Origin of the sequence: Roseivivax halotolerans (assembly GCF_900115815.1) — a bacterium.
Lineage (GTDB): Bacteria > Pseudomonadota > Alphaproteobacteria > Rhodobacterales > Rhodobacteraceae > Roseivivax > Roseivivax halotolerans.
Genome location: NZ_FOXV01000003.1, coordinates 148,749 through 166,645 on the forward strand (window position 1 = coordinate 148,749; position 17,897 = coordinate 166,645).

19 protein-coding genes are annotated in these 17,897 nt (G+C 65.3%); 11 read left to right on the forward strand and 8 right to left on the reverse strand.

Annotated elements, in window-relative coordinates; all coding sequences use genetic code 11:
• Positions 1–14: 14 nt before the first annotated feature.
• Complete coding sequence (locus BM171_RS05735) at positions 15–788, forward strand: transglutaminase-like domain-containing protein (protein WP_093009876.1); 774 nt, start codon at positions 15–17, stop codon at positions 786–788.
• Positions 789–791: 3 nt separating this feature from the next.
• Here BM171_RS05735 and ispG read toward each other — a convergent pair whose 3' ends face one another.
• From ispG to hemA, 3 genes are all read right to left on the reverse strand, one after another.
• Complete coding sequence (gene ispG / locus BM171_RS05740; protein WP_093009877.1) at positions 792–1,934, reverse strand: flavodoxin-dependent (E)-4-hydroxy-3-methylbut-2-enyl-diphosphate synthase; 1,143 nt, start codon at positions 1,932–1,934, stop codon at positions 792–794.
• Between the two features lie 98 nt (positions 1,935–2,032).
• Positions 2,033–3,337: a helix-turn-helix domain-containing protein gene (locus tag BM171_RS05745; protein ID WP_093009878.1), complete on the reverse strand. Its 1,305-nt coding sequence runs from the start codon at positions 3,335–3,337 to the stop codon at positions 2,033–2,035.
• A 126-nt stretch (positions 3,338–3,463) separates the two neighbouring features.
• Positions 3,464–4,687, reverse strand: coding sequence for a 5-aminolevulinate synthase (hemA, locus tag BM171_RS05750; RefSeq protein WP_093009879.1), 1,224 nt, complete (start codon positions 4,685–4,687; stop codon positions 3,464–3,466).
• 351 nt (positions 4,688–5,038) lie between these two features.
• Here hemA and BM171_RS05755 point away from each other — a divergent pair, with 351 nt between their 5' ends.
• The 3 genes from BM171_RS05755 (at position 5,039) to BM171_RS05765 (ending at position 8,014) form a co-directional block, all read left to right on the forward strand.
• Positions 5,039–6,424 carry a dipeptidase gene (locus BM171_RS05755; protein ID WP_093010109.1) on the forward strand — a complete coding sequence of 462 codons (1,386 nt, stop codon included), beginning with the start codon at positions 5,039–5,041 and terminating at the stop codon, positions 6,422–6,424.
• A 135-nt stretch (positions 6,425–6,559) separates the two neighbouring features.
• Positions 6,560–7,096, forward strand: coding sequence for a hypothetical protein (locus tag BM171_RS05760; protein ID WP_093009880.1), 537 nt, complete (start codon positions 6,560–6,562; stop codon positions 7,094–7,096).
• 54 nt (positions 7,097–7,150) lie between these two features.
• Positions 7,151–8,014: an alpha/beta fold hydrolase gene (locus BM171_RS05765; protein WP_093009881.1), complete on the forward strand. Its 864-nt coding sequence runs from the start codon at positions 7,151–7,153 to the stop codon at positions 8,012–8,014.
• 6 nt (positions 8,015–8,020) lie between these two features.
• Here the strand turns inward: BM171_RS05765 and BM171_RS05770 are convergent, their stop codons facing one another.
• The 3 genes from BM171_RS05770 to choW form a co-directional block, all read right to left on the reverse strand.
• On the reverse strand, positions 8,021–8,896 hold the full coding sequence (locus BM171_RS05770) for a glycosyltransferase family 2 protein (protein ID WP_093009882.1): 876 nt from the start codon (positions 8,894–8,896) through the stop codon (positions 8,021–8,023).
• A 61-nt stretch (positions 8,897–8,957) separates the two neighbouring features.
• Positions 8,958–9,989, reverse strand: coding sequence for a choline ABC transporter ATP-binding protein (gene choV / locus BM171_RS05775; protein ID WP_093009883.1), 1,032 nt, complete (start codon positions 9,987–9,989; stop codon positions 8,958–8,960).
• Complete coding sequence (choW, locus tag BM171_RS05780) at positions 9,986–10,825, reverse strand: choline ABC transporter permease subunit (protein ID WP_093009884.1); 840 nt, start codon at positions 10,823–10,825, stop codon at positions 9,986–9,988. Before choW ends, choV begins: the two co-directional genes overlap by 4 nt.
• 108 nt (positions 10,826–10,933) lie before the next feature.
• Between choW and betI the strand changes: the two genes are divergently transcribed.
• Both betI and BM171_RS05790 read left to right on the forward strand, forming a co-directional pair.
• On the forward strand, positions 10,934–11,503 hold the full coding sequence (gene betI / locus BM171_RS05785; RefSeq protein WP_093009885.1) for a transcriptional regulator BetI: 570 nt from the start codon (positions 10,934–10,936) through the stop codon (positions 11,501–11,503).
• An 81-nt stretch (positions 11,504–11,584) separates the two neighbouring features.
• Positions 11,585–11,776, forward strand: coding sequence for a hypothetical protein (locus tag BM171_RS05790; RefSeq protein ID WP_093009886.1), 192 nt, complete (start codon positions 11,585–11,587; stop codon positions 11,774–11,776).
• Here the strand turns inward: BM171_RS05790 and BM171_RS05795 are convergent.
• Together BM171_RS05795 and BM171_RS05800 are read right to left on the reverse strand one after the other, a co-directional pair.
• On the reverse strand, positions 11,754–12,491 hold the full coding sequence (locus tag BM171_RS05795) for an RlmE family RNA methyltransferase (RefSeq protein ID WP_093009887.1): 738 nt from the start codon (positions 12,489–12,491) through the stop codon (positions 11,754–11,756). The genes BM171_RS05790 and BM171_RS05795 overlap by 23 nt on opposite strands.
• 45 nt (positions 12,492–12,536) lie before the next feature.
• Entirely contained in the window at positions 12,537–13,649 is a 1,113-nt protein-coding gene (locus BM171_RS05800) for a Ppx/GppA phosphatase family protein (protein WP_093010110.1), read from the reverse strand.
• Between the two features lie 161 nt (positions 13,650–13,810).
• Here BM171_RS05800 and BM171_RS05805 point away from each other — a divergent pair, with 161 nt between their 5' ends.
• From BM171_RS05805 to BM171_RS05825, 5 genes are all read left to right on the forward strand, one after another.
• Entirely contained in the window at positions 13,811–14,713 is a 903-nt protein-coding gene (locus BM171_RS05805) for a hypothetical protein (RefSeq protein WP_093009888.1), read from the forward strand.
• A 172-nt stretch (positions 14,714–14,885) separates the two neighbouring features.
• Positions 14,886–15,182 carry a virulence factor gene (locus BM171_RS05810; protein WP_093009889.1) on the forward strand — a complete coding sequence of 99 codons (297 nt, stop codon included), beginning with the start codon at positions 14,886–14,888 and terminating at the stop codon, positions 15,180–15,182.
• Between the two features lie 31 nt (positions 15,183–15,213).
• Positions 15,214–16,140 (forward strand): methylenetetrahydrofolate reductase, encoded by a 927-nt coding sequence (locus BM171_RS05815; RefSeq protein ID WP_093009890.1) that lies wholly within the window; start codon positions 15,214–15,216, stop codon positions 16,138–16,140.
• A 12-nt stretch (positions 16,141–16,152) separates the two neighbouring features.
• Positions 16,153–16,824: an HAD family hydrolase gene (locus BM171_RS05820; protein ID WP_093009891.1), complete on the forward strand. Its 672-nt coding sequence runs from the start codon at positions 16,153–16,155 to the stop codon at positions 16,822–16,824.
• Positions 16,821–17,870: a dihydropteroate synthase gene (locus tag BM171_RS05825; RefSeq protein WP_093009892.1), complete on the forward strand. Its 1,050-nt coding sequence runs from the start codon at positions 16,821–16,823 to the stop codon at positions 17,868–17,870. Before BM171_RS05820 ends, BM171_RS05825 begins: the two co-directional genes overlap by 4 nt.
• Positions 17,871–17,897 lie beyond the last annotated feature (27 nt).

The following is a 17,897-nucleotide window of genomic DNA, read 5'->3' on the forward strand; positions in this document are numbered from 1 at the left end:
GCCCCGGAGGCCTGATGCCCCTGAAGATCGACGTGCTGCTCGATTACGCCCTTGATGCGCCCACGGACTGCCTCGTGCAGATCAACGCGGCCGCCCTGCCCGACCAGGCCATCCGCAACGAGACGCTGAACGCGCATGGCGCGGAGGCGCGGATCAACCCGGCCGAGGACGAGATCGGCCTGAGGCTGTGGTTTCACGAGGCCGAGGCGCTGACGCTGCAATACACGACCGAGGTCCGGATCGACCGCGAGGTGCGCGATATCGGCGCATTATCGATGGACAGCCCCGCCGATCTGCCGCGCGACGTCGTAAAATACCTTCTTCCTTCGCGCTTTTGCCCGTCCGACAAGTTCATGACCTACCTCTCGACCGCCTTTCCGGGGCTTACCGGCGGCGCGCTCGCCATCGAGCTGGAGGAGTTCGTGCGACGCAACTTCACCTATGTTCCGGGTGCCTCCGGCCCCGAGACCTCGGCGCTCGAAACCTTCGTCACGCGTCAGGGCGTCTGCCGGGATTTCGCGCATATGCTGGTGACGCTCGCCCGCGCCGGCACGATCCCCGCCAGGGTGGCGAGCGTTTACGGGCTGGGCGTCGTGCCTCAGGATTTCCACCTCGTCGCGGAACTCTGGCTCGACGGCGCGTGGCACATCATGGACCCGTCGGGGATGTGCGGCCCGCGCGACGTTGCCCGCATCTGCGTTGGCCGCGATGCCACCGACGTCGCGTTCCTGACAAGCTACGGCCGTGCGACGCTCATGCGTCAGAACGTGATGGTGACGGAAGTCTGAGCCCTATTCGGCGGGCTCAGCCTCTTCGGGGCGCTCGGCCTCGCCGGCCTCGATGGCTTCGGCGCGCTTCTCGACCTCCTCGACGATGTGGTCGATCATCTGGTCGTTGGACATCTTGTGGCTGGCTTTGCCCGCGAGATAGACCATGCCCGATCCCGCACCGCCGCCTGTGAAACCGACATCGGTCATCAGCGCTTCGCCCGGCCCGTTCACCACGCAGCCGATGATCGAAAGCGACATCGGCGTCTTGATATGGGCGAGCCGGTCTTCAAGCGTCTCGACCGTCTTGATGACGTCGAAACCTTGCCGCGCACAGGACGGACAGGAAATGATATTCACGCCGCGGTGGCGCAGCCCCAGCGACTTCAGGATCTCGTAGCCGACCTTCACTTCCTCGACCGGATCGGCCGAAAGGGAGACGCGGATCGTGTCGCCGATGCCCATCCACAGAAGGTTGCCGAGGCCGATCGCGCTCTTGATCGTGCCGGACATGAGCCCGCCCGCCTCGGTGATCCCGAGATGGATGGGCTTGTCGGTCGCTTCTGCGAGCTGCTGATAAGCGGCGGCGGCCATGAACACGTCGGACGCCTTGCAGGAGATCTTGAACTCGTGAAAGTCGTTGTCTTCCAGCACCTTGATATGTTCGAGCCCGGATTCCACCATCGCGTCCGGGCACGGCTCGCCGTATTTTTCGAGCAAGTGCTTCTCGAGCGATCCGGCATTGACGCCGATCCGCATCGAACAGCCGTGATCGCGAGCCGCCTGGATCACCTCTCGCACGCGTTCCTTGGAGCCGATATTGCCCGGATTGATCCTGAGGCAGGCCGCGCCGTTCTCGGCGGCCTCGATCCCGCGGCGGTAGTGGAAGTGGATATCGGCGACGATCGGCACCGGGCTTTCGCGCGTGATCTCCTTCAGCGCTTTCGCGGAGGCCTCGTCCGGCACGGAGACGCGGACGATGTCGGCCCCCGCTTCGGCAGCGGCCATGACCTGTGCCAGCGTGCCTTTGACGTCAGTCGTCGCGGTGTTCGTCATCGTCTGCACGGAAATCGGCGCATCGCCCCCGACTGCCACATCGCCGACCATGATCTTGCGCGAGGTGCGGCGATAGATGTTGCGCCAGGGACGGACGTGGTTGAGGCTCATCGCCTGCTCCTTTCAGCCCTGCGCCGCACAGGAAAAGGGGCGGCGCGTCTCACCCTCCTAGCTAGTCGGAGGGCGCGCGCCTTGCAAGCCGCGCAGGATCACTCAGAGGTGGGGAGATCCGGTGTCCCGGAGACGTTGAGCTCTGCCACGACGCGCGCGAGATCCGCATCCGCGTCGATCTGCGCGACCTCGTAGGTCTGCGACAGGTTGTCCACCGACAGGGCTAGGTTCGACGTGACCGAGCCGCGCGGGCCGACCGGTCCGTAGGTCTGACCGTTCATGGCGAAATAGACCGCGCCCGACTCGCCGATCCGCAAGGTCGGAGCCTCTTCGGTGCGCGGCACGTCGAACGTGTCGCCCGCATTCATGATCGCCTCGTAGATCACGGTGCCGTCGGCGGCGCGCACGCGCACCCAGGCCGGACGCACGGCGATCATGGTCACGCCTGGCCCGGTGGTCTCGAGAACCTGCGGGCCGCTGGCCACTTCGTTGGCCTGGCCAAGCGCCTCGGCAAGTGCGCCCTCGACGCCCGAGACCGCCGCGGTGGAGCTTTGCCCGTTCACGGCTGCGAACTGGGCCTCGGCATCCTGCGGCCCCTCACGATGCGGCAAGGACCGCCGGTCGGCATCCGCGAATGCGCCGACGCTGGCCGGATCGAGCGTGGAGATAGGCGCATCACGCGCGACGAGCACGGGCACATCCAGCGCCTGCGGCCGGTAAAGCCGGTCGAGCGCCTCGGAAGACGGCGGGTTGAACACGCCCGAGCCGTCGGCAGTCGTGTCGTCCTCGGTGGTTGCGCTGGCGACGTCGACCGGGTCGAGGTCCGACAGCACGACTGGCGTCTGATCGACTGGCGCGAGGCGCACGCGCTGCACCTCCTGCAGGACCGTCCAGCCGCCATAGCCGATACCGGCAACGAGCAGGAACAGAACCAAAGTCGATCCAATCGCGCTCGGCTCGACCCGGCTGAGGAAGGATTCGCCGGCGGGTGCGAAAGAGATGCGCGGCTCTGCGAGAGGATCGCGATCCGGTCGCGGAGCGACGATCGGCTCCTTGCGCTTTACCGAGGATGCCTCGTCCGACATGCCATGCGCGGTAGAGAAGCCGCTTTCAGCGCAGAACTGCGAGAAGGCCTCATCGGGATCGAGCCCGAGATAGCGCGAATAGGACCGGACATAGCCCGCGATGAAGCCGGGCGTGTCGAAAGCGGTGGGGTCGGTGTTTTCAATCGCGGCGATGTAATTCGCCTTGATCCGAAGCTCGCGCTCAACATCGAGGAGGGACTTGCCCATCGTGGCGCGCTCGCCGCGCATCACGTCGCCGAGCCGCACTTCGAAGTCGTCGTAACCTTGCGGTGCGACGATGTGGTCTTCGACTGATTTTCGGGATTTTCGCCCGATCATGACGTCTGCCCCACTCTTAGAAAAAACGCGCCAACCGTCCATGAAGCCGCGTGTCCCACGATTCGTGCGTGAGCTTATTTCCGCTAACGATAGCACATGGCAACGAAATTCTAAGCGTTTTAAGGCCTAGGCAGACAATTCGGCACGATTCAGCGCACAATGCGACCACAGCTCATCCATCGCGCGCACGAGCGTGTCGATTTCTTTCGGCCCGTGTACCGGCGACGGCGTGAAGCGCAAACGCTCCGTGCCCCGCGGGATCGTGGGGAAGTTGATCGGCTGCACGTAGATACCGTAGCCCTCGAGCAGCATGTCGGACAATTGCTTGGTGTGAACCGGATCGCCGACAATGACCGGCACGATATGGCTGCCGTGATCGATGATCGGCAGGCCCATCGCCTTGAGGCGGGTCTTGAGGATCTTCGCCTGCGTCTGGTGCAGGTCGCGCCGCGCCTGGTCACGCTTGAGATGCGCCACGGATGCGGCCGCCCCGGCCGCCACGGCGGGCGGCAGCGAGGTCGTGAAGATGAAGCCCGGCGCGTAGGATCGGATCGCATCGCACATCTTGGCGGAGGCCGCGATATAGCCACCCATCACGCCGAAGGCCTTGGCGAGCGTGCCGTTGATGATGTCGAGCCGGTGCATCAGGCGGTCGCGCTCCGCGACGCCTGCGCCGCGCGGGCCATACATGCCGACCGCATGCACTTCGTCGATATAGGTCAGCGCGCCGAACTCGTCGGCGAGATCGCAGATCGCTTCGATCGGACCGAAATCGCCATCCATCGAATAGACCGATTCAAACGCGATCAGCTTGGGCGCATCGGGATCGTCCGCTTCCATCAGCTCGCGCAGATGGTCGACGTCGTTGTGCCGGAAGATGCGCTTGGCCCCGCCATTGCGGCGCACGCCTTCGATCATGGAGGCGTGGTTCAGCGCGTCGGAATAGATGATGAGCCCCGGAAAGAGCTTCGGCAGCGTCGAGAGCGTGGCATCGTTGGCGATATAGGCGGAGGTAAAGAGAAGCGCCGCTTCCTTACCGTGCAGATCCGCCAGCTCCGCCTCGAGCCGCTTGTGATAAACGGTCGTGCCCGAGATGTTGCGCGTGCCGCCGGAGCCTGCCCCGGTCGCGTCGATCGCCTCGTGCATCGCCTCGAGGACGACCGGATGCTGACCCATGCCGAGGTAATCGTTGCCGCACCAGACGGTGATCGGGGTCTCGCTGCCATCGGCGCGCGTCCAGGTGGCGTGGGGGAACTGTCCCTGACGGCGCTCGATATCGATGAAGGTCCGGTAGCGGCCTTCCTCGTGCAGACGCTCGATCGCCTGGTCCAGTTGTGCGTCGTAATCCACGCTTCGTCCTCCGTCGTCGTGAGTGCCGCGAGGGAAGCGGCGCCCGTCGCAAGGTGAGTATCGCTGCCGCCTTCGCAAGACAACCGCATAGGCCGGGACCGAGGGTCGCAGCTTTGATCTCGATCAACTGGGCCGCAACCTTTCCCGACGTTAAGCGCCCGGCCTTAATCCGCAGCAATCCTCGCCATTGTGGGCGATATAGGACTAGCGCCCAAATTCTGAATATCCGATGTCGCATTCCCTTCGAAACCGCGACGAATTGGCTGGTTTTCCTGCCCCCTCGCCGGGTACTGGACACGGCGAGACGCCCTGATACCTATGGTTCAGCTTCTCTCGAAAGGTCTCGTTCCCATGTCCCTCGACGCCGTTCTCTCCCGTATCGATGCAGATCTCGACCCCGCGCTGGAGCGTCTGTTCGACCTCCTTCGGATCCCGTCGATCTCCACTGATCCCGAATACAAGGCCGATTGCGACCGCGCGGCGGAATGGCTGGTCAAGGATCTGAACGCGATGGGCATCGCGGCCGAGCGGCGCGAAACACCGGGCCATCCGATGGTCGTGGCGCATGTGGACGGCGATGGCCCGCATCTTTTGTTCTATGGCCATTATGATGTGCAGCCCGTCGACCCGCTGGAGCTTTGGCACCGCGACCCCTTCGATCCGGCTATCGAAGAGGTGGACGGACAGAAGGTGATCCGGGCGCGCGGCGCGTCCGACGACAAGGGCCAGCTCATGACCTTCGTGGAGGCGTGCCGCGCCTACATGGCCGAACATGGCAAACTGCCCTGCAAAGTGACCTTCTTCTTCGAGGGAGAGGAGGAATCGGGCTCGCCCTCGCTCGTGCCCTTCATGAAGGAAAACGCGGCGGAGCTGACGGCGGACGTCGCACTGATCTGCGACACGACGATGGCCGCGCCGGGCCTTCCGTCCATCGCCACGCAGCTGCGCGGGATGCTCAAGGAGGAATTCACCCTCAAGGGTCCGAGAATGGACCTGCATTCGGGCCTCTATGGCGGCCCCGCGCTCAACCCGCTCCGCGAGATTTCGAAGCTCATCGCGAGTTTCCATGACGAGACGGGGCGCGTCGCGGTCGACGGCTTCTACGACGGCGTGCCGGAGCTGTCCGACGAGCTGCGCCGCCAATGGGCCGATGCCGGCTTCGACGAGACGACGTTCCTCGGCCGCATCGGCATGAGCCGCGCGCATGGCGAGGAGGCTTTTTCAGCGATGGAGCAGGTCTGGGCACGCCCGACGCTCGAGGTCAACGGCATGTGGGGCGGCTATACCGGCGCGGGGACCAAGACGGTCATTCCCGCCGAGGCGCATTGCAAGCTCACCTGCCGCCTAGTCGGCGATCAGGACCCCGCGCAGGTTCGCGACGCCCTTCGCGCCCATATCGAAGCGCGCCTGCCGGTCGATACGGAGGTCGTCTGGCATGGCAGCCTCGACGGCGCGCCCGCCTCGGTGATGGATACATCGCGCCCGGAATTCGAGCTTGCCCGCGGCGCACTCAGCGACGAATGGAGCCGCGAGGCGGTCTTCGCGGGCATGGGCGGATCGATCCCGATCGCGGGGTATTTCAAAACGATTCTCGGCATGGAGCCGATGCTGATCGGATTTGCAAAGGATGACGACGCAATCCACTCCCCGAACGAGAAATACGACGTGGAGAGCTTCCATAAGGGCATCCGGTCATGGGCCCGTATTCTCGATGCGCTTGGACAGGCGGCGCCGTGATCTGAACGAAGGCCCGAGCCGGAAGCGTTGCATTTATGCAAATACAACCTCTCCAGATGGTCGATTAAGCGTCTATCCCGAATTGTGCCCGCGCCTCACCTTTTTTGGGTCACAATCCTTAAGCTCTTTGGGCACATGGGAAAGACGTTCAAGAAACAGGGGCTACAGGAGTTCAAGGCGCGCATCGGTCGCGTCGACAGCTTCTATGCGCGTCACGGATTTTCAAAGCCGATCGTGAGCAATCGCTGCGAGCGGCCGGTCCTCTGGTCGATCATCGGGTTCGCCTGGATCGGCTTCGTGATCTCGATTGCCGAGAACCGCGCCTATCTCGAGGAAAGCCTCGCCCAAGGCGCGCTCTCCGCGCAGCATCGGGATTGGATCCTCTATGCGCTGGCGGCGCTGGTCGTTGTCTCGGCGATCAAGCTCGGTTTTCACGCCATGCGCTGCCTGCTCCGTGGCCGCGAACAGCGCGGCGTCTCGGGCAGCCTGCTTGTCGGCGCCCTCGGCGCGATCGTCGTGACCCAGATACCGGCGGACGCCCTGCATGGCGGGGTGGAGGTTCTCGGCGCCGGAACGCAGGCCATCCTGCTCGCGGCCACGGATACAGCCGAGAAGACGATCGGCGTCGACACCTCCACCATTGCCTTCGTCTCACGGTCGATCACCGACTGATCTTGGCGCGTCCCGTCAGCCAGCCTAACCTGCTCGTTCAGGGCAGGAGGCGACATGACGGAATTCGCGGATATCGACGGCACGCGCATCGCGTATGAGCGGCAGGGCAGCGGCCCGCCGCTCCTATTGTTGCATGGTTTTCCGCAGACCCGTGCCATGTGGCGCGCCATCGCGAAGACACTGGCGCAGAGCTTCGACGTGATCGCTGCGGACCTGCGCGGCTATGGCGCGAGCGACAAGCCAGAGGGCGTTAAAGCCATGTCCTTCCGCGCGATGGGCCGCGACATGAATGGCCTGATGTCCGCCCTCGGGCATGAGCGCTACCATCTTGCTGGTCACGACCGCGGCGCGCGGGTCGCGCACCGGATGGCGCTCGACGCGCAGGACCGGATCTCCTCGCTGACATTGATGGATATCGTGCCGACGCATCACCTCTTGCGCGATCTGACGATGGAGGTGGCCTCGGCCTATTACCACTGGTTCTTCCTCGCCCAGCCCGCGCCCTTCCCCGAAACCCTCATCGGTCACGATCCCGACGCCTATTTCGAGCGCTGCCTTCTGGGTTTCGGCAAGGCTGCGCTCTCCGATTTCTCGCCCCAGCTTCTGGCAGAGTACCGCGCGGCCTGGCGCGATCCGGCTGCGATCCGCGCGATGTGCGACGACTACCGCGCCGCGATCGAGGTGGATGTCTCGGACGACGCACGCGATCTCGACCGCTCTGTCACTTGCCCCGCCCTCGTCCTTTACGGCGCGGACGGCGCGATGGCGCGACTCATGGATGTGCCCGAGACCTGGGCGCCACGACTTGCTGACATGCGCGCCAAGGCGATGCCCGGCGGACATTTCTTCCCCGATCAGGCCCCGGACGCTACGACCGCCGCGCTGATGGACTTCCTGACAGGGCTCTCCCCGATCTAAGCCGCGTCACACGATCCCGTCGAACCGCTCCGGCAGGCGATATTGCACGCCGTAATCGGGGCGGTCGAACTGCCAGAACCCCGTTTCTCCGCGCGGTTTCCAGCTTTTCACCATGTCGCGTCGGAGCCATGCGAGGTCGAAGCCCTCCCGCTCCTCGAGCTGCGCGAATGCCTCGAACACCGCCCGATCCTCGCCGCGCGCCTCGGCGAACCAGTGCCGCCCGATCGAGGTCTCCTTCACGCCGACACCGATCTCTTCAATGACGCGGTTGCGGCGATCCATCGCCGCCACGTATTGCGCGAAATCGCAGAACTTGAGGTGCAGCAGGTACATGCCCTCTGGGGCATTGAGGTTTTCGGCCTTGGCGTAATGCCCCCCGCGAGACAGCTGCGCGGGCCGGCCCAGCACACAGGGCTTCGAGTGATACGGCAGGAGCTTCACGTGCCGGCGCGGACCGATAACGTGATCCCCGACCGGAGCATCCTCGCGGTCGATCCGATGGAACACGTCGAGCCCAACAGGCGTATAGACGCGCCGCCGCGCCTTGCCCTTCAGCCAGCTCAGTAGCGTGTGCCCGGTCTCGGGGTCCATCACGACGATCTCGTCGACATCCCCCACGACCACATGCGCGTAATACCCCAGAAGCCCTTCGACCATGCCATTGAGAAGCCGCCAGCGCTTGCGCTCGAAATTGGGATCGGGATCGCCCGGCAGACCGATGACGTTGCACCCTTCCGCCATCCGCGCAACCGTCTCGCCGCGACCGTGATTGATGACGTAGCAGTTCTCGCGGCCGAACATCTCGCCGTAATAGGCGAGCCATTTCTCCAGGAAGAAGGCGTCGTCCCTGACCATTGTCAGCGCGGCGGCGGTCGTCTGCATGTCTGCTCGGGGCCTCTTGCGGGTCGCGTCGGCGGCACTCTAGCGTCCGCGGCGCGCCCCGTCAGCCCTGCCCGCGCGGATCGAGCAGGCGGCGCAGCAATCCGGTCTCGCTGACCTGCCCGATCAGCGCGCCATTCTCCTCGACGCCGACCGGCGCATCGGCATCGGCGCAGCGCCGCATGACCTCCTCGACGCGCATGCCCGCGGGCACCCGGATCTCGGGCGCTCCGTTCGCGGGCTCCATCACGTCGCGCGCGGTCAGAACCCCTAACGGGTTCATGTGGGCCACGAACTCCGCCACGTAGTCGTTTGCGGGCTTTGAATAGATGTCCTGCGGGCGACCACATTGCACGATCCGGCCGCCTTCCATGATCGCGATCCGGTTGCCGATCTTGAACGCCTCGTCGAGATCGTGGCTCACGAAGATGATCGTTTTCTTCATCTCGCGTTGCAGATCCAGAAGCTCGTCCTGCAATTTGTTGCGGATGAGCGGATCGAGCGCCGAGAACGGCTCGTCCATCAGAAGGATTGGCGCATCCGTTGCGAAAGCCCGCGCGAGGCCCACGCGCTGCTGCATGCCCCCCGACAGATCACCGACCTTGCGGTCGCCCCAACCGTCGAGCCCGACGAGCCCGAGCTGCTTGTCCGCACGCTCGGCCCGCTCCGCCTTGGACAATCCGCCAAGCTCGAGCCCCAGCGCCACGTTGTCGCGCACCGTGCGCCACGGCAGGAGACCGAATTGCTGGAACACCATCGCCACGCGCTTGAGCCGCATCCGGCGCAGCTCCGCCTCGCTGGCATCGGTGACGTTGACCATCGCGCCGCCGTCGCTGACTTCGACCTTGCCGCGCACCACCGGATTGAGCCCGTTGACGGCCCGAAGGAGCGTCGATTTGCCGGAGCCCGAAAGCCCCATCAAAACGAGGATCTCGCCCTCTTCCACGTCGATGGAGCAATTGTGCACGCCGAGCACCTGCCCCGTCTCGCGTTGGATGTCGGGGCGGGATCTGCCCTGGTCCATCATCGGCAGCGCGCGTTCCGGCTCGTCGCCGAAGACGATGGAGACATTGTCGATCTTCACGGCATGGCTCATTTGCGGTCTCCCACGTTGAGGATGCGGTCCAGCATGATGGCGACGACGACGATCACGAAGCCGCTCTCGAAGCCGAGCGAGGTGTTCACCTGGTTGAGCGCGCGCACCACCGGCACGCCGAGGCCGTCCGCGCCCACCAGCGCCGCGATCACCACCATCGAAAGCGACAGCATGATCGTCTGGTTGAGCCCGGCCATGATCTGCGGGAAGGCCGAGGGCATTTCCACCTTCCACAAAAGCTGGCGCGGCGTCGCGCCGAAGGCGGTCGCGGCTTCCTTCAGCGCGGTCGGCGTCGAGACGATCCCGAGATAGGTCAGGCGGATGGGCGCGGGCACCACGAAAATCACCGTCGCGATCAGACCCGGCACCATGCCGATCCCGAAAAAGACGATGGCCGGGATCAGGTAGACGAAGGTGGGCAGCGTCTGCATCAGGTCCAGCACAGGCCGGAGCGCGGTATAGAGCTTGGGGCGATGCGCCGCCGCGATACCGATGGGCACGCCCACCCCCATGCAGACGACGCAGGCCGACAGGATCAGCGTCAGGCTCTCCAGCGTCTCGTCCCAGTAATCCTGGTTGAGCACGAAGAGAAAGCCGATCGCAACGAAAACACAGATCTTCCAGTTGCGCTGCAGCGCCCAGGTAATCGCCACGAAGGCTGCGATGACGATGAAGGGATGCGGTGTCTCGAGCACCCAGAGGATGCCGTCGATCATGTGCTCCATCGTCCAGGAAAGCCCGTCGAGCAGGAAACCCAGATTGCTGCGTATCCAGTCGAACACCGCCTCGGCGGTGTCGCCCACGGGAATCTTGTAATCGGTCAGCCAGTCGAGCATCTCGGGTCCGGTCCTCGTTGCCGTCGAATTGTTGATTGACGAGTCAATTAACCACGGCCTATCCTCGAATTGCAACCGAAGTTTCGGAAAAGCGGGGCAAGGGGCCGTATGGGCAAGGAAATCCAGCGTAAAAGCGACCTGATCGCCGCCACTCTGCGCGAAATCGGCGCGAAAGGCACGCTCAATGTGACGGTCGGCCAGATTGCCAAGCGCGCCGGCGTCTCTCCGGGGCTCGCATTTCACTATTTCGGCGACAAGGAGAAGCTCTTCCTCGCCGCGATGCGCTCGATCCTGACAGGGTTCCGGCGCGAGGTGGTGGAGGCGCTCAAGGGCGCGTCAGGCTCGCGCGCACGGATCGAGGCGGTCCTTCAGGTATCCTTCGCGAAGAGTCATTTCGAGGAAGGCGCGGTTGCGGCCTGGCTCAATTTCTACGTGCTCGCGCAGACTTCGGCCGAGGCGCAGCGGCTCCTGACGATCTATCACCGCCGGTTCAATTCGACGCTGCTGCACGATCTACGCCCTCTTGCCGGCGCACGGGCGGAGGCGGCGGCGGAACGGATCGCGGGCCTCGTCGACGGGCTCTACCTGCGCTTCGCGCTGGATCGCACCAGCGTCGATTCCGCCCCCGCCATCGCGCAGGTGATGGCCGCGCTCGATATCGAGCTCTCCGCGAAATGACCCAGCAATGACCGCGCCTCGGCCAAATCCTGGCCCGAATGTCGCGCAAAGGTGCCATCGCAGCGATGGAAGGCACCGCCCATGCGACACGTCCAGTTCGACCCCGCAACGCTCAAGACGCTGAAACTGCGCCGGCTCTTCGCGATCCAGTGCCAGGCATGGCGGCAATCGGGCCTGTCCGACAACGCCTTCGAGACACCGCTGACCCCTGCCGACCTCGCGCGGCTTCAGTCCCGCGCGACAGGCAGTCTCAGTCGTCCTCGGCTGGCGTGAGCGGGCGATAGCCTGTCGCCACGACGAACTTCTCCGAGGAATCGCTGCGCGAGGCGGGCGGCTTCACGTTGGCGACCTTGTCGAACCGCCGTTTCAGCAATCCCTGAAGCTCGGCCTCCGCGCCTCCCGCAAGCACCTTCGCAACGAAGGTTCCGCCCTCTTCCAGAACGTCGAACGCGAACTCTGCAGCCGCTTCGCAAAGTGCGACGATCCGCAGGTGATCCGTTTGCTTGTGACCCGACGACGACGCGGCCATGTCCGACATCACCACGTCGGCAGAGCCGCCGAGCCAGGCTTTGACCTTGTCGTCCGCGCCATCCTCGAGAAAGTCGAGCTGGTGCAGCTCCGCCCCGGCGATGGGTTCGACCTCCTGCAAGTCGACGCCAAGGACCGTGCCTTGCGCCTTGCCCGATTTCTCGCCGAGCGCGTTCACCCGCGCCACCGCGACCTGGCACCAGCCGCCCGGCGCGCATCCAAGGTCAACGACCCGCGCACCCGGCACGAGGAAGCGGTACTTGTCGTCAAGCTCGAGGATCTTGAAGGCCGCGCGGCCGCGATAGCCCTCGGCCTTGGCGCGCTTCACATAAGGATCATTGAGCTGCCGCTGCAGCCAACGCGTCGAGGACGCGCGCCGCCCCCGCGCCGTCTTGACCTTGGTCTTGAGGTCACGTTGTCCGCGGCCCGAGCTTTTCCGTTCGCCTGGTTTGCGTGCCATGACTTCTGCTTCTTCTCTCAAATCTTGTCGGAACGTGTCCCGCGGTCAGTACGGTGCATCCTCGAGCACCCCGTCCGCCGACATCTGCGCGTAGAGCAGCCCCTCCCGCAAGCCCCTGTCCGCGACGGAAAGGCGGTCGGTCGGCCAGCAGCGCAGAAGCGCCTGCAGGATCGCCGCACCCGACATTATGAGAACGTGCCGGTCCTGCCCGATCCTCGGATCGCGCCGCCGGCCTTCGGGCCCCATCGACAGATAGCCCCGGATCACCGCTTCGATCTGGTCCGAACTCATCCTGAGACCATCAACCTTGGTGCGATCGTAGCGCTTGAGCCCGAGATGCGAGGCCGCGACCGTCGTGACGGTGCCGCTCGTGCCGACGATCTGGAAGCCCTCGCGGGTCTGCTCGTCCTTGTAGGGGGCAAACTCGGCGAGGTTCTCCTCGAAATACCAGGACATCAGGGCATACCGCGCCGCGTCATCCTCCACGTCCGAGAATTGGTCCCGCAACGTCGCGACCCCCAGCGGCACCGAGATCCAGTCCACGACCTTCGCGGCCGGGAACGGGCTGTCAGGCGTGTGAAAGCCCGCATGCAGCCGCATGATCGCGCGCGGCCGGTCTCGTTTGGGCACCGAAGAGAGGTCGATCCAGACAAGCTCGGTCGAGCCGCCCCCGATATCGACCACCAGAAGCTGTTCGGTCCGGGTGGAGACGAGCGGCGCGCAGGAGATCACGGCAAGCCGTGCCTCCTCCTCGGGCTGGATTATCTCGAGCTCGAGGCCGGCCTCGCGCTTCACCCTGCGGATGAACTCTCGCGAATTTGCCGCGCGCCGACAGGCCTCGGTCGCGACAAGCCGCATCCGCTTGACCTTGTGGCGAGCGATCTTCTGCTGGCACACCTTCAAAGCCGCGATGGTCCGGCCCATCGAGCTGCGCGACAACCTGCCCGTGCGCTCGAGCCCGTAGCCGAGCTGCACGGAGCGGGAGAAGCTATCGACCACATGGAACTGACTGCCCTTGGGCTGGGCGATCAGCATGCGGCAACTATTCGTGCCCAGATCGAGGGCGGCATAAAGCTCGCCCGGATCCGGACCTTCTGGCGCGGGGCTCTCAACCGGTGTCAGGAAAGCGCCCGCACCTTTGGGACGCTCTGGCGCCATGTTCATGCGCCTTTCCGTATGTCAACTTGGGGATAACGATACGCCTTCGGCGTCGTTTCGGCAACATGCGAATGGCCGGGTGCGCGCAGGCGGCGCGGGCCCTTGCCGCCCCGCTCCGGTCCCGCGATCATGGCCGCGACACGAGCCGACGGAAGCGAGCCATGCCGATCACCCTGCCCGACGAGGGCCTTTTCCTGCATCTCGGCGCGCATCGCACCGGGACCGGCTCTTTCCAGGAGTTCCTTTCGTCCAATGCCGATGCCTTCGCCGATCTCGGCGTGAACCTCGCCGTGGCAAACCGCGACGGGCAGGCACCGTCGACTCTGCGCCTGCGCCTTCCCGATGCACGGCACTTTCGCAAGGGTCTGCTGGAAGAGCGCGCGGCTCTCCGGGACGAGGCGCTCACCGAGGCGCGCGTGAACTTGCGGGCCCGCAGCATCATCTCCGAAGAGAACATCCCAGGCAGTTTCAACGCGATCTTCGCCGATGCGCCCTACCGCGCCGCGCGCGAGCGCATGGCCTTCCTTGCGTCTGCCCTGTCGCGCCCCGTGCGCCGCATCCTGTTCGTCACGCGCTCTTACGAGACCTTCTTTCCATCCGCGTATCGCAAACGGTGCGAATTCCGGAAAATCGCACCGTTCTCCGAGTACGCGCCCCGCTTCATGGAGGCGACGCGCGGCTGGGCGGATCTCGTCGAAGACATCGCCGCCGCGTTCTCACCCGGCGAGATCCTGGTCGCGCGCTACGAGGACCGACCGACCCACGAGGCGCTGCTGCATGCACTCCTGCCCGAAACCACGCAAATGCGCTTCGCTCCGCTCGAACGACGCTTCAACGTCTCGGCCACGGATGCCGCCTGCCGCGCGATGCAGGCAGCGTTCGAGACGAATCCCAAGCTTTCCCCCCGCGAGATCCGGGCGATCATTCACGCTCATGCCGACGACCGCAGCGGCCCGCCCGTCGCCGAATTCTCCGAACGCGACCGGGCCGCACTCCGCGACCGCTATACTCGCGATCTCGACCGGATCGCGAAGATACCCGGCGTCACGTTTCTGGGAACATGAGCCGCGCTCATCGAAAGGCTGAGCCGTTTTCCGATCCCCGGCTGTGGCCCCCGCGGTTCAACCACGTATGATAGCCGACGTCGCCTGCGGGGTCTTGAGTGTCGAAATCCGACCCTTGGCCACGGAGCGCGCGCGATAGAGAAGCCGCATCACGTCAAAGGAACTCCGCTCCATGCCCGACGTCACCATCGTTTATTGGCGCGACATCCCTGCCCAGGTCATCGTGGGCAAGGGGCGCCGCGCCGAGAAGGTCCAGCTGCCCGAGCGTTTCGAGCAGGCGATCGACCGTGCGGCGATGAAATCGGGCGCAGCGGAGACCGATGCCTACCTCGCCGAATGGCGCAAGGGCACACCTTATGCCGTGGATGGCAGCCCCGCCGATGCCGCCGCCGCCGAGGCTGCGCGGATCGAAGCGGATTACGATCAGACCCGCCTCAAGGCCCTGATCGACAACCATGGCCGGAACTAGAAACCCGGTCCGGCGCGCGACGGAGGTCTTCATGGCGCTTCTCCCCTTCCGCACGAAATCCAGGTCCGCCGCACGGCGCGGTGGCGATCATCTGGCCTCTTTCCTCACCGGTCACTCGGTGGAGGTGATGCCGCGCACCGCCGAGAAGGTCGAGGATTTCCGCGCCCTCTTCGCCCCCGAGACCCGCATCTACATCGCCCATATCGACGGCACGCCGATCGAGGACATGGTCGCGACTGCCAGACGGCTCGCCAATGACGGATTTACCGTGATGCCGCACTTCCCCGCGCGCATCATCAAGGACGAGGCAACCCTCGCAGACTGGATCGCCCGGTACCAGGGCGAGGCGGGCGTGCATCAGGGCCTCATTCTCGCAGGCGGCGTGTCCGAGCCGCATGGCGACTTCCATTCCTCGATGCAGCTTCTCGAGACCGGGCTATTCGACAAGGCCGGCTTCGACCGCCTGCACGTCGCCGGTCACCCCGAGGGCAACCGCGATATCGACGCCGATGGCAGCGAGCGCTCGGTCATGGAGGCCGCGCGCTGGAAACAGGCCTTCACCGAGCGCACCGATGCGAAGATGGCGATGGCCACGCAATTTGCCTTCGAGGCCCAGCCGATCATCGACTGGACCGATCGCCTGCGTGAGAACGGCGTGACCCTGCCCGTCCATGTCGGCCTCGCCGGCCCCGCGAAGCTGCAGACGCTCATCAAGTTCGCCATCGCCTGCGGTGTCGGCCCCTCGCTGCGCGTATTGCAGAAGCGCGCGATGGACGTCACCAAGCTCGTCCTGCCCTACACGCCCGACGAGGTGGCGCTGGAGCTTGCGCAACACAAGGCGGCGAACCCGGGCAGCCTGATCGAAGCGGCGCATATCTTCCCGCTCGGCGGCATCAAGCAGAGCGCGGAATGGGTGCAGGGCGTCATGGCCGACGCCCCCGCGCAAGCCAGCCTCTGAACGAAGGACCTCATGCCCGCGCTTCTCTTCGATCTCGACGGAACCCTCATCCACTCGGACCCGCTTCACGTGGAGGTCTTCGCAGAGATTCACCGTGAGCGCGGGCAGGACTTCACGCACGAGGATTACCTCGCGCGGGTGCATGGCCGCTCGAATGTGGCGATCTTCTCGGACGCATTCCCGGATGAGGATCCGCATGCGCTCGGCGAGGAAAAGGAAGCGCGGTTTCGCGCCCGCCTAGCGGAGGGCGACGTGCCGGCGATGCCGGGCGGCGAGGCGCTGATGCGCCGGGCGCGGGGTGCGGGCTGGGCGGTGGGCGTCGTCACGAACGCCCCGCGGGCCAACGCGGACGCGATGCTGGGCGCACTCGGCCTCGCAGAGCTTGTCGATACGCTCGTGATCGGCGATGAATGCCCGAAATCGAAACCGGACCCCTACCCCTACCAGGAGGCCCTGCGCCGCCTCGACGTGAGTCCGACCCTGGCGCTCGCCTTCGAAGACAGTCCTTCGGGGGCGCGCGCCGCCCGCGGATCGGGGGCCTACACGATCGGCATCCGGTCTAGCCTTGATGACAGGGCGCTCCGCCAGGCCGGCGCGCATCTGACCATAGAAGATTTCAACGATCCCGCGCTCGAGCCCGCGCTCGACCGCCTCATGAGACCAACAGGAGCCCTGACGCCATGACCCGCACCATTCTCGAGTCGAAGACGAAGACCGCGATCATCGGATTCGACCAGCCGTTCTGCGTGATCGGCGAGCGGATCAACCCGACCGGCCGCAAGAAGCTCGCCGCCGAGCTCGAAGCGGGCGATTTCTCGACCGTGGAGAAGGACGCGCTGGCACAAGCCGCCGCCGGGGCGACGGTGCTCGATGTGAACGCGGGCGTTGTCTACAATTCCAACCCGAACCCCAACGAGACCGAGCCGCCGCTCATGCGGAAGATGATCGAGCTCGTGCAGGGCCTCGTGGACATTCCACTCTGCATCGACAGCTCCGTGCCGGGCGCTCTGGAGGCTGGGCTCGAGACCGCCAATGGCCGCCCGCTCGTCAACTCCGTGACCGGCGAGGAAGAACGGCTCGAAGAGATCCTGCCCCTGGTGAAGAAGTATAACGTGCCGGTCGTGGCGATCTCCAACGACGATACCGGCATCTCCGAAGATCCCGACGTGCGCTTCGCGGTTGCCAAGAAGATCGTCGAGCGCGCCGCCGATTTCGGCATTCCCGCGCATGATATCGTCGTCGATCCGCTGGTCATGCCCGTGGGCGCGATGGCGACAGCCGGCCTTCAGGTCTTCACGCTGGTCCGCCGCCTTCGCGACGAGCTTGGCGTGAACACGACCTGCGGGGCCTCCAACATCTCTTTCGGGCTGCCCAACCGCCACGGCATCAACAACGCCTTCCTGCCGATGGCGATCGCCTCGGGCATGACCTCCGCGATCATGAACCCGATCGCCCTGCCCGTTCCCGCCTCCAAGATCGCCGAGAAGCGCGCCGAAGTCGAAGCGGCCGGGATCGCCCTGCCCGCAGACATGGACGACGAGGCGTTCTGCCAAATGTTCGGCCTCGGCTCGACGCTGCCGAAAGCGGGCAAGGAAATGGAAGCGATCCGCGCCGCCAACTTCCTCACCGACAACGACGCCTCCGGCGCGGCCTGGATCCAGTTCAACCGCGCGCCGGGCGCCGCCGCCGAAGGCGGCCGGGCCGGTGGACGCCGCCGCCGCCGCGCGTAAGCAGCAAAAAGGCCGGGTCAGCGACCC

What these genes read in the sequence shown, in the direction of transcription:
- BM171_RS05735 (WP_093009876.1), top strand. Translation starts at nt 15, where the DNA reads ATGCCCCTGAAGATCGACGTGCTGCTCGATTACGCCCTTGATGCGCCC.
- ispG (WP_093009877.1), bottom strand. Translation starts at nt 1,934, where the DNA reads ATGAGCCTCAACCACGTCCGTCCCTGGCGCAACATCTATCGCCGCACC.
- BM171_RS05745 (WP_093009878.1), bottom strand. Translation starts at nt 3,337, where the DNA reads ATGATCGGGCGAAAATCCCGAAAATCAGTCGAAGACCACATCGTCGCA.
- BM171_RS05755 (WP_093010109.1), top strand. Translation starts at nt 5,039, where the DNA reads ATGTCCCTCGACGCCGTTCTCTCCCGTATCGATGCAGATCTCGACCCC.
- BM171_RS05760 (WP_093009880.1), top strand. Translation starts at nt 6,560, where the DNA reads ATGGGAAAGACGTTCAAGAAACAGGGGCTACAGGAGTTCAAGGCGCGC.
- BM171_RS05765 (WP_093009881.1), top strand. Translation starts at nt 7,151, where the DNA reads ATGACGGAATTCGCGGATATCGACGGCACGCGCATCGCGTATGAGCGG.
- BM171_RS05770 (WP_093009882.1), bottom strand. Translation starts at nt 8,896, where the DNA reads ATGCAGACGACCGCCGCCGCGCTGACAATGGTCAGGGACGACGCCTTC.
- choV (WP_093009883.1), bottom strand. Translation starts at nt 9,989, where the DNA reads ATGAGCCATGCCGTGAAGATCGACAATGTCTCCATCGTCTTCGGCGAC.
- choW (WP_093009884.1), bottom strand. Translation starts at nt 10,825, where the DNA reads ATGCTCGACTGGCTGACCGATTACAAGATTCCCGTGGGCGACACCGCC.
- betI (WP_093009885.1), top strand. Translation starts at nt 10,934, where the DNA reads ATGGGCAAGGAAATCCAGCGTAAAAGCGACCTGATCGCCGCCACTCTG.
- BM171_RS05790 (WP_093009886.1), top strand. Translation starts at nt 11,585, where the DNA reads ATGCGACACGTCCAGTTCGACCCCGCAACGCTCAAGACGCTGAAACTG.
- BM171_RS05795 (WP_093009887.1), bottom strand. Translation starts at nt 12,491, where the DNA reads ATGGCACGCAAACCAGGCGAACGGAAAAGCTCGGGCCGCGGACAACGT.
- BM171_RS05800 (WP_093010110.1), bottom strand. Translation starts at nt 13,649, where the DNA reads ATGGCGCCAGAGCGTCCCAAAGGTGCGGGCGCTTTCCTGACACCGGTT.
- BM171_RS05805 (WP_093009888.1), top strand. Translation starts at nt 13,811, where the DNA reads ATGCCGATCACCCTGCCCGACGAGGGCCTTTTCCTGCATCTCGGCGCG.
- BM171_RS05810 (WP_093009889.1), top strand. Translation starts at nt 14,886, where the DNA reads ATGCCCGACGTCACCATCGTTTATTGGCGCGACATCCCTGCCCAGGTC.
- BM171_RS05815 (WP_093009890.1), top strand. Translation starts at nt 15,214, where the DNA reads ATGGCGCTTCTCCCCTTCCGCACGAAATCCAGGTCCGCCGCACGGCGC.
- BM171_RS05820 (WP_093009891.1), top strand. Translation starts at nt 16,153, where the DNA reads ATGCCCGCGCTTCTCTTCGATCTCGACGGAACCCTCATCCACTCGGAC.
- BM171_RS05825 (WP_093009892.1), top strand. Translation starts at nt 16,821, where the DNA reads ATGACCCGCACCATTCTCGAGTCGAAGACGAAGACCGCGATCATCGGA.